Origin of the sequence: Pseudomonas sp. B111, from assembly GCF_026428275.1 — a bacterium.
Taxonomy (GTDB): Bacteria; Pseudomonadota; Gammaproteobacteria; order Pseudomonadales; family Pseudomonadaceae; genus Pseudomonas; species Pseudomonas aeruginosa.
This window is the reverse complement of sequence record NZ_CP097857.1, coordinates 1-16,320: the sequence shown is the minus strand read 5'-3', so window position 1 is coordinate 16,320 and position 16,320 is coordinate 1. Positions and strand designations below refer to the sequence as shown.

The following is a 16,320-nucleotide window of genomic DNA, read 5'->3' as shown; positions in this document are numbered from 1 at the left end:
GGGTACAAAATAGTAAAGAGGTTCTTGTACACCGTCAAGACAAAGCCCCGGCTATCGGGATAGCCGGGGCTTGTCGTTGATGCTTAGTTACCGCTCGAGTTCAGCGCTTCGGTCAGTGCGGCTTCCGCCTCGCTGGCACTCACACGCTGCGGCTTGCCGAGGTCGCGCTGACGCTTGCGCTCGCTGTGGTAAGCCAGACCGGTACCGGCCGGGATCAGGCGACCCACGACCACGTTCTCTTTCAGACCACGCAGGAAGTCGCGCTTGCCGGTGACCGCCGCCTCGGTGAGGACGCGGGTGGTCTCCTGGAACGACGCCGCGGAAATGAACGACTCGGTCGACAGGGAGGCCTTGGTGATACCCAGCAGAACCCGCTCGTACTTGGCCGGGAACTTGTCCTCGGTACCGAGCTGTTCGTTCTCTTCCAGCACCTGGGTGAGTTCCACCTGGTCGCCTTTGATGAAGCTGGAGTCGCCGGACTCACTGACTTCGACCTTGCGCAGCATCTGACGCAGGATGGTCTCGATGTGCTTGTCGTTGATCTTCACGCCCTGCAGACGGTAGACGTCCTGGATCTCGTTGACGATGTACTTCGCCAGCGAGCTCACGCCCAGCAGGCGCAGGATGTCGTGCGGGTTGCTCGGACCGTCGGAGATGACTTCGCCGCGGTTCACCTGTTCGCCTTCGAACACGTTCAGGTGACGCCACTTCGGAATCAGCTCCTCGTACGGATCGCTGCCATCGTTCGGCGTGATGACCAGGCGGCGCTTGCCCTTGGTCTCCTTGCCGAAGGAGATGGTGCCGCTGATTTCCGCCAGGATCGAAGGCTCTTTCGGACGACGAGCCTCGAACAGGTCGGCAACGCGCGGCAGACCACCGGTGATGTCACGGGTCTTCGAGGTTTCCTGCGGGATACGCGCGACAACGTCACCGATGCTCACCTTGGCGCCGTCGGTCAGGTTGACCAGGGCGTTGGCCGGCAGGAAGTACTGCGCCGGTACGTCGGTACCCGGCAGCAGCAGGTCCTTGCCCGCGGCATCGATCAGCTTCACGGCCGGACGGATGTCCTTGCCGGCAGCCGGACGGTCCTTCGGATCCATCACTTCGATGTTGGTCAGGCCGGTCAGTTCGTCGGTCTGACGCTTGACGGTGATGCCCTCTTCCATGCCCACGAAGGCCACGGTACCGTCCACCTCGGTGACGATCGGGTGGGTGTGCGGGTCCCACTTGGCGACGATGGCGCCCGGGTCGACCTTGTCACCTTCCTTGACCGAGATCACCGCACCGTACGGCAGCTTGTAGCGCTCGCGCTCGCGACCGAAGTCGTCGGCAACCGCCAGTTCGCCGGAACGGGAAACCGCGACCAGCGCGCCGTCGGCACGAACCACATGCTTCAGGTTGTGCAGGCGGATGGTACCGCCGTTCTTCACCTGGACGTTGTCGGCCGCGGAGGTCCGGCTGGCCGCACCACCGATGTGGAAGGTACGCATGGTCAGCTGGGTGCCCGGCTCACCGATGGACTGGGCAGCGATGACACCGACCGCCTCACCGATGTTGACGCGATGGCCACGGGCCAGGTCGCGGCCGTAGCACATGGCGCAGATGCCATGACGGGTTTCGCAGGTGATCGGGGAACGCACCACCACTTCGTCGACGCTCATCACTTCGAGGAAATCGACCCACTTCTCGTCGATCAGGGTGCCGGCCGGCACGATGACCTCGTCGCTGCCCGGCTTGAACACGTCGCGCGCGATCACACGGCCGAGCACGCGCTCGCCGAGCGGTTCGACCACGTCGCCGCCTTCGATGTGCGGCGACATCAGCAGGCCGTGCTCGGTACCGCAATCGATCTCGGTCACTACCAGATCCTGGGCCACGTCGACCAGACGACGGGTCAGGTAACCGGAGTTCGCGGTCTTCAGCGCGGTATCCGCCAGACCCTTACGAGCACCGTGGGTGGAGATGAAGTACTGGAGTACGTTCAGGCCTTCACGGAAGTTCGCGGTGATCGGGGTCTCGATGATCGAGCCGTCCGGCTTGGCCATCAGGCCACGCATACCTGCCAGCTGACGGATCTGGGCCGCGGAGCCCCGCGCACCCGAGTCAGCCATCATGTACATGGAGTTGAAGGACTCCTGGTCGACTTCCTTGCCCTCGCGATCGACGACCTTCTCTTTCGAGAGGTTGGCCATCATCGCCTTGGACACTTCGTCGTTGGCCTTCGACCACAGGTCGATCACCTTGTTGTACTTCTCGCCCTGAGTTACCAGGCCGGAGGCGTACTGGCTCTCGATCTCCTTCACTTCGTCGGTGGCGGCGTTGATGATCCGCGCCTTCTCGTCCGGGATGACGAAGTCGTTGACGCCGATGGACACGCCGGAAATGGTCGAGTAGGCGAAACCGGTGTACATCAGCTGGTCGGCGAAGATGACGGTGTCCTTCAGACCCACCACGCGATAGCAGTGGTTGATCAGCTTGGAGATCGCCTTCTTCTTCATCGACTGGTTGACCACGTCGAACGGCAGGCCGGCCGGAACGACCTGGAACAGCAGCGCGCGGCCGACGGTGGTGTCGACGATACGGGTATTGGCGGTCAGTTGGCCGTCTTCACCCTTGATCTTTTCGTTGATGCGCACTTTTACGCGAGCGTGCAGGGACGCCTGGCCGCTGCGGTAGGCGCGGTCGACTTCCTGCAGGTCGGCGAAGGCCATGCCCTCGCCCTTCGCGTTGATCGCTTCACGGGTCATGTAGTACAGACCCATTACCACGTCCTGCGACGGAACGATGATCGGCTCGCCGTTGGCGGGCGACAGGATGTTGTTGGTGGACATCATCAGCGCGCGCGCTTCCAGCTGGGCCTCGAGGGTCAGCGGAACGTGGACGGCCATCTGGTCACCGTCGAAGTCGGCGTTGTACGCGGCGCAGACCAGCGGGTGCAGCTGGATCGCCTTGCCTTCGATGAGGACCGGCTCGAACGCCTGGATGCCCAGACGGTGCAGGGTCGGCGCACGGTTCAGGAGAACCGGATGCTCGCGGATGACTTCGGCGAGAACGTCCCAGACCTCGGGCAGCTCGCGCTCGACCATTTTCTTGGCGGCCTTGATGGTGGTGGCCATACCACGACCTTCCAGCTTGCCGAAAATGAACGGCTTGAACAGCTCCAGGGCCATCTTCTTCGGCAGACCGCACTGGTGCAGGCGCAGGGTCGGGCCCACGGTGATCACGGAACGACCGGAGTAGTCCACGCGCTTGCCGAGCAGGTTCTGACGGAAGCGACCTTGCTTGCCCTTGATCATGTCGGCCAGCGACTTCAGCGGACGCTTGTTCGAGCCGGTGATGGCGCGACCGCGACGGCCGTTGTCGAGCAGGGCGTCGACGGCTTCCTGCAGCATGCGCTTTTCGTTGCGCACGATGATGTCCGGAGCGGCCAGGTCGAGCAGGCGCTTCAGACGGTTGTTACGGTTGATCACCCGACGATACAGGTCGTTCAGGTCGGAAGTCGCGAAGCGACCGCCATCCAGCGGAACCAGCGGACGCAGGTCCGGCGGCAGCACCGGCAGGACGGTCAGGACCATCCACTCAGGCTTGTTGCCGGAGCCCTGGAAGGCTTCCATCAGCTTCAGGCGCTTGGACAGCTTCTTGATCTTGGTTTCCGAGTTGGTCTGCGGAATCTCTTCGCGCAGGCGGCCGATCTCGTGCTCCAAGTCGATGGCGTTGAGAAGTTCGTGAACGGCTTCGGCGCCCATGCGAGCATCGAAATCGTCACCGAACTCTTCGAGGGCCTCGAAGTATTGCTCGTCGTTCAGCAGCTGGCCCTTTTCCAGGGTGGTCATGCCCGGATCAATCACCACGTAGCTCTCGAAATAGAGCACGCGCTCGATATCGCGCAGGGTCATGTCCAGCAGCAGGCCGATACGGGACGGCAGCGACTTCAGGAACCAGATGTGGGCAACCGGCGAAGCCAGCTCGATGTGGCCCATGCGCTCGCGGCGCACCTTGGCCAGGGCGACTTCCACGCCGCACTTCTCGCAGATCACACCGCGGTGCTTGAGGCGCTTGTACTTGCCGCACAGGCACTCGTAGTCCTTCACCGGGCCGAAGATCTTGGCGCAGAACAGGCCGTCGCGCTCCGGCTTGAAGGTACGGTAGTTGATGGTTTCCGGCTTTTTAACTTCGCCGAAAGACCAGGAACGAATCATCTCGGGCGAAGCCAGGCCAATACGGATGGCATCGAACTCTTCGATTTGACCCTGGTTTTTCAACAGATTAAGCAAGTCTTTCAAGGCCTTTCCTCCTCACGGACCCGGTGCGACCGGCCTTGACCAGCCGCACCGTCTAGCGTCACGTGTTATTCGGTTTCCAGTTCGATGTCGATGCCGAGCGAACGGATCTCTTTGATCAGAACGTTGAAGGACTCGGGCATGCCGGCCTCCATGCGGTGATCGCCGTCCACGATGTTCTTGTACATCTTGGTCCGGCCGTTCACGTCGTCCGACTTGACCGTCAGCATTTCCTGCAGGGTGTACGCCGCGCCATAGGCTTCCAGCGCCCACACCTCCATCTCACCGAAGCGCTGACCACCGAACTGTGCCTTACCACCCAGCGGCTGCTGGGTAACCAGGCTGTACGAGCCGGTGGAACGGGCGTGCATCTTGTCGTCCACCAGGTGGTTCAGCTTGAGCATGTACATGTAGCCGACGGTGGTCGGACGCTCGAACTGGTTGCCGGTACGGCCGTCGAACAGACGCATCTGGCCGCTTTCCGGCAGGTCGGCCAGCTTCAGCATGGCCTTGATCTCGCGTTCCTTGGCGCCATCGAACACCGGGGTCGCCATCGGTACGCCACCGCGCAGGTTCTTGGCCAGCGCGAGGATCTCGTTGTCGCCCAGCTCGTCGAGGTTTTCCTCGCGACCGCCGATCTCGTTGTAGATCTCGTGCAGGAACTTACGCAGTTCGGCGATCTTGCGCTGCTCTTCGAGCATGCGGTTGATCTTCTCGCCCAGCCCCTTGGCCGCGAGGCCCAGGTGGGTTTCGAGGATCTGGCCGACGTTCATACGCGACGGTACGCCCAACGGGTTGAGGACGATGTCGACCGGGGTGCCGTTGGCATCGTGCGGCATGTCTTCCACCGGCATGATCACCGAGACCACACCCTTGTTACCGTGACGGCCGGCCATCTTGTCGCCCGGCTGGATGCGACGCTTGATCGCCAGGTAGACCTTGACGATCTTCAGCACGCCCGGAGCCAAGTCGTCGCCCTGCTGCAGCTTGCGCTTCTTGTCCTCGAACTTGTCGTCCAGGAGCTGGCGACGATCGCTGATGTAGGCCTGGGCCTTCTCCAGCTGTTCGTTCAGGGCGTCGTCGGCCATGCGCAGCTTGAACCACTGGCCGCGCTCGAGGCCGTCGAGGTAGTCGTCGGTGATCTCCGTACCCTTCTTCAGCGCCGGGCCACCTTCAGCCTTGGCACCGACCAGGGCGGCACGCAGACGCTCGAAGGTCGCGCCTTCGACGATGCGGAACTCTTCGTTCAGGTCCTTGCGGATCTGGTCGAGTTGCATCTTCTCGATGGACAGAGCGCGGGAGTCGCGCTCGACGCCGTCGCGGGTGAAGACCTGAACGTCGATGACGGTACCCTTGGTGCCGGTCGGCACACGCAGGGAGGTGTCCTTCACGTCGGACGCCTTCTCACCGAAGATCGCGCGCAGCAGCTTCTCTTCCGGAGTCAGCTGGGTCTCGCCTTTCGGAGTGACCTTGCCGACCAGGATGTCGCCGGCCTGCACTTCGGCGCCGACGTAGACGATACCGGCTTCGTCCAGCTTGTTCAGCGCGGCCTCGCCCACGTTCGGGATGTCCGCGGTGATTTCCTCTGGGCCGAGCTTGGTGTCACGAGCGACGCAGGTCAGTTCCTGGATGTGGATCGTGGTGAAACGATCTTCCTGGACCACGCGCTCGGACAGGCAGATGGAGTCTTCGAAGTTGAAGCCGTTCCAGGGCATGAACGCTACGCGCATGTTCTGGCCCAGGGCCAGTTCGCCCATGTCGGTGGACGGACCGTCGGCCAGGATGTCGCCGCGCGCAACCACGTCACCCTTGCTCACCAGCGGACGCTGGTTGATGCAGGTGTTCTGGTTGGAACGGGTGTACTTGGTCAGGTTGTAGATGTCGACACCCGCTTCGCCGGTCTCGACCTCGTCATCCGCCACGCGAACCACGACACGGCTGGCATCGACCGAGTCGATCACACCACCACGGCGAGCCACGACGCAGACGCCGGAGTCGCGCGCCACGTTGCGCTCCATGCCGGTACCCACCAGCGGCTTGTCGGCACGCAGGGTCGGCACGGCCTGACGCTGCATGTTCGAGCCCATGAGTGCGCGGTTGGCGTCATCGTGCTCGAGGAACGGAATCAGCGAGGCAGCTACGGAAACGACCTGCTTCGGCGACACGTCCATCAGGGTCACGTCTTCCGGCGCCTTCACGGTGAATTCGTTCAGGTGACGCACGGCCACCAGTTCGTCCACCAGTTGACCCTTCTCGTTGAGGGTCGCCGAAGCCTGGGCGATGACGTGGTCGGCTTCTTCGATCGCCGACAGGAACACGATCTCGTCGGTTACCAGGCTGTCCTTGACTACGCGGTACGGGCTCTCGAGGAAGCCGTACTTGTTGGTGCGGGCGTAGGTCGCCAGGGAGTTGATCAGACCGATGTTCGGACCTTCAGGGGTTTCGATCGGGCACACGCGGCCGTAGTGGGTCGGGTGTACGTCACGAACCTCGAAGCCCGCACGCTCACGGGTCAGACCGCCCGGGCCGAGCGCGGAGACGCGGCGCTTGTGGGTGATCTCGGAAAGCGGGTTGTTCTGGTCCATGAACTGCGACAGCTGGCTCGAACCGAAGAACTCCTTGATCGCGGCAGCCACCGGCTTGGCGTTGATCAGGTCCTGCGGCATCAGGCCTTCGCTTTCGGCCATGGACAGGCGTTCCTTGACCGCGCGCTCGACGCGCACCAGGCCCACGCGGAACTGGTTCTCGGCCATTTCGCCGACGCAACGGACACGACGGTTGCCCAGGTGGTCGATGTCATCGACGATGCCCTTGCCGTTACGGATGTCGACGAGGGTCTTGAGCACATCGATGATGTCTTCCTTGCTCAGGACGCCCGGACCTTCGATCTCGGTACGACCGATACGGCGGTTGAACTTCATCCGGCCCACGGCCGACAGGTCGTAACGCTCGGCGCTGAAGAACAGGTTGCCGAACAGGGTCTCGGCAGCTTCCTTGGTCGGCGGCTCGCCCGGACGCATCATCCGGTAGATCTCGACCAGGGCTTCCAGTTGATTGCTGGTGTTGTCGATCTTCAGGGTGTCGGAGATGAACGGACCGCAGTCGATGTCGTTGGTGTACAGGGTCTCGATGCGCACGACCTGGGCCTTGGCCACCTTGGCCAGGAGGTCGAGGGTCAGCTCGGTGTTGCACTCGGCGATGATCTCGCCGGTAGCCGGATGCACGATCGCTTTGGCGATGGTACGGCCGATCAGGTAGTCGAACGGCACTTCCAGCTGGCTCACGCCAGCCTTTTCCAGCTGGTTGATGTGGCGGGCAGTGATACGACGCCCCTGCTCCACGATCACCTTGCCGCTGCCATCCTTGATGTCGATGCTCGCGACTTCACCGCGCAGACGCTGCGGGACCAGTTCCAGGTTCAGGGTCTCGCCCTTGATGTGGAAGACGTTGGTCGCGTAGAAGGCGTTGAGGATCTCTTCGGTGCTGTAGCCGAGCGCGCGCAGCAGTACCGAGGCCGGCAGCTTGCGGCGACGGTCGATACGGACGAACACGCAGTCCTTCGGATCGAACTCGAAGTCCAGCCAGGAACCGCGGTAAGGAATGATCCGCGCGGAGTACAGCAGCTTGCCGGAGCTGTGGGTCTTGCCACGGTCGTGGTCGAAGAACACGCCCGGGGAACGGTGCAGCTGGGAGACGATGACACGCTCGGTACCGTTGATGATGAAGGTACCGTTCTCGGTCATCAGGGGGATTTCCCCCATGTAGACTTCTTGTTCCTTGATGTCCTTGATCGCCTTGTTCGACGACTCGCGGTCGAAGATGATCAGGCGAACTTTCACGCGCAGCGGTACGGCGAAGGTCACGCCGCGCAGCACGCACTCCTTGACATCGAATGCCGGCTCACCCAGACGGTAGCCGACGTATTCCAGGGCAGCATTGCCGGAATAGCTGATAATCGGGAAAACGGACTTGAAGGCCGCGTGCAGACCGATATCGCGGAACTGCTCCTTGGTTGCGCCAGCCTGCAGGAATTCGCGATAGGAATCCAGCTGGATGGCCAGCAAATACGGCACATCCATGACGTCCGGCAACTTGCTAAAGTCCTTGCGGATACGTTTTTTCTCAGTGTATGAGTAAGCCATCAGCGTTCCCCAGCTTGGTCACCTGCTTGTTTGGCGTCTCCGACGGGAGCAGCCGGAAAATCTTGCAGACCCCTTGGCCTGCATTGCCCACTCGGGGCACTTTCACGTCTTGGGTGGAACGCCCGAGGCGAGTCCACCCAGAACGGAAAAAGGCCGGTGGCAAAAGCCACCAGCCATCAGCCTTTCGCTTGACGCTCGGGCTGTAGACGCAAGGTCGTCGCTTACTTGAGCTCGACTTTGGCGCCTGCTTCTTCCAGGGCTTTCTTGGCGGCTTCGGCTTCTTCTTTCGAAGCGCCTTCCTTCACCACGCCCGGAGCGCCGTCTACGACAGCCTTGGCTTCTTTCAGACCCAGACCGGTCAGTTCGCGAACGACCTTGATCACGTTCACTTTCTTGTCGCCAGCTTCGGCCAGGACGATGGTGAACTCGGTCTGCTCTTCGGCAGCGGCAGCAGCCGGGCCAGCAGCGGCAACGGTAGCGGCAGCAGCGGTAACGCCGAACTTCTCTTCCATCGCCTTGATCAGTTCGACCACTTGCATGACGGACATTTCGGATACGGCGTTGATGATGTCTTCGTTGGTCAGAGCCATGACTCTAATTCCTGTATTGGGGGACGGCCTGCGGCCATCGTATTAAACAAATAAGATTGAAAGCGCTTGCGAGCCGACTTAGGCGGCAGCAGCTTCTTTCTGGTCGCGAATGGCCGCCAGAGTACGAGCCAGCTTGCTGGTAGCGCCCTGAATCACGCTCATCAGCTGCGATACGGCTTCGTCGTAGGTCGGCAGGCTTGCCAGTACGTCGATCTGATTGGCTGCGAGGAACTGACCCTCGAAGGCAGCCGCCTTGATCTCGAACTTGTCCTGACCCTTGGCGAACTCACGGAAGATACGAGCGGCAGCGCCCGGATGTTCGTTGGAGAAAGCGATCAGGGTCGGGCCTTTGAACACGTCGTTGAGCACGTCGAACTGGGTGCCTTCAACGGCGCGCTTGAGCAGGGTGTTACGTACGACTTTCACGTACACACCAGCTTCGCGGGCCTCTTTACGGAGTCCGGTCATGGCGCCTACGGTCACGCCACGGGCATCGGCCACGACAGCGGACAGGGCAGCTTTGGCAGCCTCGTTGACTTCAGCGACGATGGCCTTCTTGTCTTCGAGTTTAATTGCCACGGGTTTACTCCTGGATGTTACCGTTTCGTCCAGCCGGGGCCGGACGTCGTTTTGGTGTCTGATTCGGTAACCGAATCGGGAGCACCATCTGCGTAGGCTTGTGGTTTAAGGCTTGCGCCACCTACGGTCTTGGATAGCCCCCGCCAGGCAGGGACCCCAATACCTGTGCAGCGGGCAGAACCCGCTGCACGATTTCACTTAGGCTTCCAGGGAAGCCAGGTCGATCTGCAGGCCCGGACCCATGGTGGTGCTCAGGGTCACGCGCTTGACGTACACGCCTTTCGACGAGGACGGTTTCAGGCGCTTCAGGTCAGCCAGCAGTGCTTCAACGTTCTGCTGCAGCTTGGCCGGTTCGAAATCGACCTTACCGACGGAGCTGTGGATGATGCCGTTCTTGTCGGTACGGAAACGTACCTGACCAGCCTTGGCATTCTTCACGGCGGTAGCGACGTCCGGAGTCACGGTGCCGACTTTCGGGTTCGGCATCAGACCACGCGGGCCGAGGATCTGGCCCAGCTGACCGACGACACGCATGGCATCCGGGGAAGCGATGACGACGTCGTAGTTCAGGTCGCCGCCTTTCATTTCGGCAGCCAGCTCGTCCATACCCACCTTGTCGGCGCCGGCAGCCAGAGCGGCTTCGGCAGCCGGACCCTGGGTGAAGACGGCAACGCGGACGCTCTTGCCGGTGCCGTTCGGCAGGACGGTGGCGCCACGAACGACCTGGTCGGATTTACGCGGATCGACGCCGAGGTTCACGGCAACGTCCACGGACTCCTTGAACTTGATGGTGGACAGCTCGGCCAGCAGCTTGGCGGCCTCTTCGAAGCTGTACTGCTTGCCGGCAACTACTTTCTCGGCAATCGCCTTCTGGCGCTTGGTCAGCTTAGCCATTACACACCCTCCACGTTCAGGCCCATGCTGCGCGCGGAGCCAGCGATGGTACGTACAGCAGCGTCCAGATCAGCAGCGGTCAGGTCAGCCTGCTTGGTCTTGGCGATCTCTTCCAGCTGGGCACGGGTAACGGTGCCGACTTTCTGGGAGTTCGGACGAGCGGAGCCGCTGGTGATGCCAGCTGCTTTTTTCAGCAGGACGGCAGCCGGGGTGCTCTTGGTTTCGAAGGTGAAGCTACGGTCGCTGTAAACGGTGATGATCACAGGAGTCGGCAGGCCCGGCTCTTGGCCTTGGGTCTTGGCGTTGAACGCCTTGCAGAATTCCATGATGTTCACGCCGTGCTGACCCAGGGCAGGGCCGACCGGCGGCGACGGGTTGGCCTGACCGGCCTTTACTTGCAGCTTGATATAAGCCTGGATTTTCTTAGCCATTTGCTACTCCAAATTCGGGTACAAGCGCCTGAAGGCTCCCCGGTTGCTTTCGCGTTTATCCCAGTGACGACAAAACCCCGCAGCCTTGGGCTGCGGGGTGAGGGATGCGTTTTCAGCTAGACCTTTTCGACCTGACTGAACTCCAGCTCCACCGGGGTAGAGCGGCCAAAGATGAGCACGGCCACTTGGATCCGGCTCTTCTCGTAGTTAACTTCTTCGACGACACCATTGAAGTCGGCGAAAGGACCATCGATGACACGAACGGTCTCGCCCGGCTCGAACAGGGTCTTCGGCTTGGGCTTGTCGCCGCTATCGGCCACGCGACGCAGGATTGCATCAGCCTCACGATCGGTGATCGGAGCCGGCTTGTCGGCAGTCCCGCCGATGAAGCCCATGACACGCGGGGTATCTTTCACCAGGTGCCAGGTACCTTCGTTCATTTCCATCTGAACCAGCACATAGCCAGGGAAGAATTTGCGCTCGCTCTTGCGCTTCTGGCCGTTCCGCATCTCCACCACTTCTTCGGTGGGAACCAGAATCTCGCCGAACTCTTCTTCCATGCCAGCAAGCTTGACACGCTCGATCAGCGAGCGCATGACATGCTTCTCGTAGCCCGAGTATGCATGCACAACGTACCAACGCTTAGCCACGGCGCACCCTTAACCTACAATCATGGAAACCAACCAACCCAGCAGGGAATCGAGCCCCCACAGCAGCAGCGCCATTACCAGCACTACCGCGACCACGATCAGCGTGGTCTGAGTTGTTTCTTGACGACTCGGCCATACGACCTTGCGAATCTCGACGCGCGCTTCCTTAGCAAGACTAAAGAAGGCCTGCCCCTTGGCCGTTTGCAGAGCCAGGAAGGCAGCGATCACCGCCAGAACGAGAATACCGAGAACGCGATACAGGATTGGTTGAGCCGAAAAGTACTGATTGCCCACAACGGCAACCACAACCAGAACGGCAACCAAGAGCCATTTCAAGAGATCAAAACGTGATTCTTTGGCTTCTGCCTTGGCATTCATCTGTTAGGAATCTCGTGAAGAAAAGCCAGATTTACTTGGGAAATCTGGCAGGCCAGGAGGGAATCGAACCCCCAACCTGCGGTTTTGGAGACCGCCGCTCTGCCAATTGAGCTACTGGCCTGAAGCAAAATCAGGCCGACCATTATGCCGGCCCGAGAGGGGAAGATCAACCGATATTATTCGATGATCTTGGCAACCACGCCGGCGCCAACGGTACGGCCGCCTTCGCGGATCGCGAAGCGCAGGCCATCTTCCATGGCGATCGGAGCGATCAGGGTGACAACCATCTTGATGTTGTCGCCCGGCATTACCATCTCTACGCCTTCCGGCAGTTCGCAGTTACCGGTCACGTCGGTGGTACGGAAGTAGAACTGCGGACGGTAGCCCTTGAAGAACGGGGTGTGACGACCACCTTCTTCCTTGGACAGCACGTACACTTCGCACTCGAACTTGGTGTGCGGCTTGATGGTGCCCGGCTTGGCCAGAACCTGGCCACGCTCTACGTCTTCACGCTTGGTGCCGCGCAGCAGGATACCAACGTTCTCACCAGCACGACCTTCGTCGAGCAGCTTGCGGAACATTTCAACGCCGGTGCAGGTGGTCTTGGTGGTCGCCTTGATGCCGACGATTTCCACTTCTTCCTGGACCTTGATGATGCCGCGCTCTACACGACCGGTTACCACGGTACCGCGGCCGGAGATCGAGAACACGTCTTCGATCGGCATCAGGAACGGCTGGTCGATGGCACGAACCGGCTCCGGAATGTAGGAATCCAGGGTCTCTACCAGCTTCTGCACGGCGCTTACGCCGATGCCGTTGTCATCCTTGCCTTCCAGCGCCATCAGCGCGGAACCGATGATGATCGGAGTGTCGTCGCCCGGGAAGTCGTAGGTGTTCAGCAGATCGCGAACTTCCATCTCGACCAGTTCCAGCAGCTCGGCGTCGTCAACCATGTCGGCCTTGTTCAGGAACACGACGATGTAGGGAACGCCTACCTGGCGGGACAGCAGGATGTGCTCGCGGGTCTGCGGCATGGGGCCGTCGGCAGCCGAGCAAACCAGGATCGCGCCGTCCATCTGGGCAGCACCGGTGATCATGTTCTTCACGTAGTCGGCGTGACCGGGGCAGTCAACGTGGGCGTAGTGACGAACAGCGGAATCGTATTCAACGTGCGAGGTGTTGATGGTGATACCGCGGGCCTTTTCTTCCGGCGCGTTGTCGATCTGATCGAAAGCACGAGCGGAACCACCCCAGGTGTCGGAGCAGACCTTGGTCAGTGCAGCGGTCAGAGTGGTCTTGCCATGGTCAACGTGACCGATGGTGCCGACGTTGACGTGCGGCTTGTTCCGTTCAAATTTTTCTTTAGCCATGGAGACCATCCCCTTCAAGGAATTGAGCGGATCACGCTACCATTAGAACAAGGGCAGATATTTTCATATCTGCCCCTGGATAAATGGAGCTCATGAGCGGATTTGAACCGCTGACCTCACCCTTACCAAGGGTGTGCTCTACCAACTGAGCTACATGAGCGAAACACAAGCAACTTGACTGGAGCGGGTAGCGGGAATCGAACCCGCATCATCAGCTTGGAAGGCTGAGGTTCTACCACTGAACTATACCCGCGGAGCCCGAAGCTCACGCTTTTAAACTGGTGGAGGGAGAAGGATTCGAACCTTCGAAGTCTATGACGTCAGATTTACAGTCTGATCCCTTTGGCCACTCGGGAATCCCTCCAAACTGGTGGGCGGCATTCTCTACGTCTGCCACCTTGCTGTCAAGAGTTTTCTCTTAAAAAACCTGAACTTAGGTTTCAACAGCAACTTCATGGTAGGAGTCTTTCAGCCTTCCCCCTACGAAGCGGGCGCCATTCTATGCAAACCATCAGGGGGATGCAACACCTTTGCACGACATTATTTGATGCTGCAATCCCTTGAAGTCCCGAGCCAGCTCCTGGAGCAGTTGCTCATCCACCAGGCGCCGGCTGCCGGGGGCCACCCTTACCCAGAAATCACGCTGCCCGCGGGGCAATTCCTTCAACTCCGCCTCGTAACCTGCCGTCTTGAGACGCACCTGCGCACTTTCAGCCGAATCCCGCGCGGAAAACATCCCCAAAGAAATGCCATTGGCCAGCACTCCCTCGCCAATCAGGTAGCTGTCGATATTGCGCGCCTGAAGCTCCTTCAACTGACGAAGCGCAGCCTCCCGCGAGGCTAGCGGAGGAAGATAGACCCAGTAATCGACGCTCATCTCCCCACGGGCCTCGACCTCCGTCTCGATATCCAGGCCCAGCAGGCGCTGCTGCAACCTTCGGGCATCCGCCTCCTCACCGCCTCCGCCAAGATAGAGACAGGCCGACTCGGATGCGATCGACTCTTCGGCAGCCGAAGGTACACTCGGCGCCGGCACCTGCGACCCCGAGCGCGCCCTGGAAGCAAGGTTGCTCTCGGCCAACAGCAGAATGTTCTTCTGCCCATCCTTATAGAGTTCCAGCGGTGCGATTTCCTTGGCCCGTAGCGGGGATTGCTGCTGGTGCCAGACGTAGTAGAAGACGTTCAGGGCCAGGAGAAACAGGAAGAACCAGCGCATAGATCCTCTCACTCAATCGGGCAAGCCAGTGCCAGCCCTACGAAAACCAGGTCCGGCATGATCCGGGCGCCAGCCAGTTCGTCGCGAACCAGTTCGGCATCCCCACCCGTCAGGAATATTTCACAATCCGGACCGAGCAGCTCGCACGCCATGGCGTACTGCTCACGAACGAACCCCCTGAGCATGAGCAGACAACCCCGCTCAACCGCCTCGGCCGTGGCCTGCCCTGGCTGGAGACTGGCAAGCGCCCGCCGGGCCTCTGCATCGTCGTAGCGGATACGTCGGGTATGGGTGCGCAACTGGCTTCTCATCAGGGTCATGCCCGGGCATATGTAGCCCCCCAGATGCACTCCATCCGCCGCGACCAGGTCAGAGGTGACCGCGGTCCCCAGATCAATGACCAGGCAGGCCTTCTTAGCCAGGTGATGAGCCGCGACGAGGGCCAACCAGCGGTCGAGCCCCAGGCGCTGGTAGTCGAGATAGCCGTTGCGCACTCCCGCCAACTGCTTGCCGGATGATGCAACCAGCGCCGAAACCGGGAACAGCTGCTCCAACCGTGCGACCAGTTGCGAGGTTTCCTGCTCGCTGCGAACGCTCACCAGGCGACAGGCTCGCACTGGCAGCGCTTGCTGCGACGTTAACTGTTCGACCAGGGCATCATCGGACTCCGCAAGGCCACCGGCGACCGACCGTGCCGCCCCCTCGATGACCCGCCACTTGATCAGCGAGTTTCCACAGTCGAGCTCAAGAATCATTGACGCAACCTCAAACTAAGCTCCCCTCCACTGAACCCTTGCTCCACGCCATCCACCTCGAGACGCAGCGCTCCTCGGCTATCGACACCCAGCACACGACCCTCGATGGAACTCAGGGCAGTCGAGAGAATGACCTGGGCACCCTGCCAGAGATTGCAGGACTCCCACTCCTCGCGACTTGCAGCAAAGCCTTCGCGCGAATGCCTATCGAGATAATCGGCCAGCTGCCGATTGAGAGCAGAAAGCAGCCGCGAACGATCCACCAGCTCCCCCAGCGCTTCGCGCAGGGAGGTCCAAGGCTGGCCGATATCAGTGACGGTCTTCATGTTGACGTTGATCCCTATGCCGATAACGACATGACACAGATCCGCGGGGTCGCCACTCAGCTCCAGGAGAATTCCGGCGATCTTCTTGCCTCCCTGCAGAACGTCGTTCGGCCACTTCAACCCGGCGTCCCGGACGCCCAAGGACTCCAGGGCCCGGAGCACCGCGAGACCGACAACCAGGCTCAACCCTTCGAGCTCCCGAGCGCCCCCCCTGACAGTAATGGCCAGAGAATAATAGAGGTTCTCTCCATAGGGACTGACCCAGGCTCGGCCGCGACGTCCACGCCCGGCAGTCTGCTGCTCGGCGACGATAACGAAAGGCGTCGAGGCTCCAGCCGCGAGCCTGCGCATGGCCTCGCTATTGGTCGAATCGACGGTGGGCATGATCTCGACAGGCCAGAGGCTGTCGATCTTCCGCGGATCCAGGAGACTGAGGGGACTCGCCAGGCGGTAACCCCGGCCACGCACCTTGTGGAACTGCAGGCCATGTTCAGCCTCCAGGTGCTGCAAGCGTTTCCAGACTGCACTGCGACTGATGCCCAGTACCGCCCCCAACTCCTCACCGGAGTGGAATCGCCCGTCTTGAAGTAGTTTCAGCAAGGTCTGCATAGACGCCCCACACTAGCCAGGCACGCATCATATAGAGGCACTTGCGCTTTGCCTACGAAAAGCCCTGCCGTATAGCTGCCTTTTCCCCGGATTTTCGCAG

The 16,320-nt window shown here is 60.9% G+C and carries 12 protein-coding genes and 4 tRNA genes; all 16 read right to left on the bottom strand.

Annotated features, from left to right (window positions below; genetic code table 11):
• Positions 1-83: 83 nt before the first annotated feature.
• The 16 genes from rpoC to birA all read right to left on the bottom strand — a co-directional run bounded on the left by rpoC (position 84) and on the right by birA (position 16,220).
• A complete protein-coding gene (gene rpoC, locus M6E97_RS00080) occupies positions 84-4,283 on the bottom strand; it encodes a DNA-directed RNA polymerase subunit beta' (protein WP_003093745.1) in 4,200 nt (1,399 codons plus the stop codon).
• Between the two features lie 65 nt (positions 4,284-4,348).
• A complete protein-coding gene (rpoB, locus tag M6E97_RS00075) occupies positions 4,349-8,422 on the bottom strand; it encodes a DNA-directed RNA polymerase subunit beta (RefSeq protein ID WP_033939783.1) in 4,074 nt (1,357 codons plus the stop codon).
• Between the two features lie 221 nt (positions 8,423-8,643).
• Positions 8,644-9,012 carry a 50S ribosomal protein L7/L12 gene (gene rplL, locus M6E97_RS00070; RefSeq protein WP_003093747.1) on the bottom strand — a complete coding sequence of 123 codons (369 nt, stop codon included), beginning with the start codon at positions 9,010-9,012 and terminating at the stop codon, positions 8,644-8,646.
• 78 nt (positions 9,013-9,090) lie between these two features.
• Complete coding sequence (rplJ, locus tag M6E97_RS00065; protein ID WP_003093748.1) at positions 9,091-9,591, bottom strand: 50S ribosomal protein L10; 501 nt, start codon at positions 9,589-9,591, stop codon at positions 9,091-9,093.
• Positions 9,592-9,789: 198 nt separating this feature from the next.
• The gene (gene rplA, locus M6E97_RS00060; protein ID WP_003093749.1) at positions 9,790-10,485 is read right to left on the bottom strand and encodes a 50S ribosomal protein L1; all 696 of its coding nucleotides are present in this window, start codon (positions 10,483-10,485) and stop codon (positions 9,790-9,792) included.
• Positions 10,485-10,916: a 50S ribosomal protein L11 gene (gene rplK, locus M6E97_RS00055; protein WP_003093751.1), complete on the bottom strand. Its 432-nt coding sequence runs from the start codon at positions 10,914-10,916 to the stop codon at positions 10,485-10,487. The genes rplA and rplK overlap by 1 nt, the downstream gene beginning before the upstream one ends.
• A gap of 116 nt (positions 10,917-11,032) precedes the next feature.
• Positions 11,033-11,566: a transcription termination/antitermination protein NusG gene (gene nusG / locus M6E97_RS00050; protein ID WP_003108028.1), complete on the bottom strand. Its 534-nt coding sequence runs from the start codon at positions 11,564-11,566 to the stop codon at positions 11,033-11,035.
• A gap of 9 nt (positions 11,567-11,575) precedes the next feature.
• The gene (gene secE, locus M6E97_RS00045; RefSeq protein WP_003108030.1) at positions 11,576-11,944 is read right to left on the bottom strand and encodes a preprotein translocase subunit SecE; all 369 of its coding nucleotides are present in this window, start codon (positions 11,942-11,944) and stop codon (positions 11,576-11,578) included.
• Positions 11,945-11,989: 45 nt separating this feature from the next.
• Positions 11,990-12,065 (bottom strand) — tRNA-Trp (locus M6E97_RS00040).
• Between the two features lie 55 nt (positions 12,066-12,120).
• On the bottom strand, positions 12,121-13,314 hold the full coding sequence (gene tuf / locus M6E97_RS00035; protein ID WP_003115146.1) for an elongation factor Tu: 1,194 nt from the start codon (positions 13,312-13,314) through the stop codon (positions 12,121-12,123).
• 84 nt (positions 13,315-13,398) lie between these two features.
• Positions 13,399-13,474 (bottom strand) — tRNA-Thr (locus tag M6E97_RS00030).
• Positions 13,475-13,493: 19 nt separating this feature from the next.
• Positions 13,494-13,567, bottom strand: a tRNA-Gly gene (locus M6E97_RS00025).
• Positions 13,568-13,593: 26 nt separating this feature from the next.
• A tRNA-Tyr gene (locus M6E97_RS00020) sits at positions 13,594-13,678 on the bottom strand.
• Between the two features lie 147 nt (positions 13,679-13,825).
• Positions 13,826-14,530: an SPOR domain-containing protein gene (locus M6E97_RS00015; protein WP_034005953.1), complete on the bottom strand. Its 705-nt coding sequence runs from the start codon at positions 14,528-14,530 to the stop codon at positions 13,826-13,828.
• 8 nt (positions 14,531-14,538) lie between these two features.
• Positions 14,539-15,285 carry a pantothenate kinase gene (locus tag M6E97_RS00010; RefSeq protein ID WP_003093768.1) on the bottom strand — a complete coding sequence of 249 codons (747 nt, stop codon included), beginning with the start codon at positions 15,283-15,285 and terminating at the stop codon, positions 14,539-14,541.
• Positions 15,282-16,220, bottom strand: a complete 939-nt coding sequence (gene birA / locus M6E97_RS00005; RefSeq protein ID WP_033939918.1) for a bifunctional biotin--[acetyl-CoA-carboxylase] ligase/biotin operon repressor BirA — start codon at positions 16,218-16,220, stop codon at positions 15,282-15,284. Before birA ends, M6E97_RS00010 begins: the two co-directional genes overlap by 4 nt.
• Positions 16,221-16,320 lie beyond the last annotated feature (100 nt).

Coding starts and splice junctions, on each gene's coding strand:
- rpoB (WP_033939783.1), bottom strand. CDS start 8,422: ATGGCTTACTCATACACTGAGAAAAAACGTATCCGCAAGGACTTTAGC.
- rplL (WP_003093747.1), bottom strand. CDS start 9,012: ATGGCTCTGACCAACGAAGACATCATCAACGCCGTATCCGAAATGTCC.
- rplA (WP_003093749.1), bottom strand. CDS start 10,485: ATGGCTAAGCTGACCAAGCGCCAGAAGGCGATTGCCGAGAAAGTAGTT.
- rplK (WP_003093751.1), bottom strand. CDS start 10,916: ATGGCTAAGAAAATCCAGGCTTATATCAAGCTGCAAGTAAAGGCCGGT.
- secE (WP_003108030.1), bottom strand. CDS start 11,944: ATGAATGCCAAGGCAGAAGCCAAAGAATCACGTTTTGATCTCTTGAAA.
- tuf (WP_003115146.1), bottom strand. CDS start 13,314: ATGGCTAAAGAAAAATTTGAACGGAACAAGCCGCACGTCAACGTCGGC.
- M6E97_RS00015 (WP_034005953.1), bottom strand. CDS start 14,530: ATGCGCTGGTTCTTCCTGTTTCTCCTGGCCCTGAACGTCTTCTACTAC.
- M6E97_RS00010 (WP_003093768.1), bottom strand. CDS start 15,285: ATGATTCTTGAGCTCGACTGTGGAAACTCGCTGATCAAGTGGCGGGTC.
- birA (WP_033939918.1), bottom strand. CDS start 16,220: ATGCAGACCTTGCTGAAACTACTTCAAGACGGGCGATTCCACTCCGGT.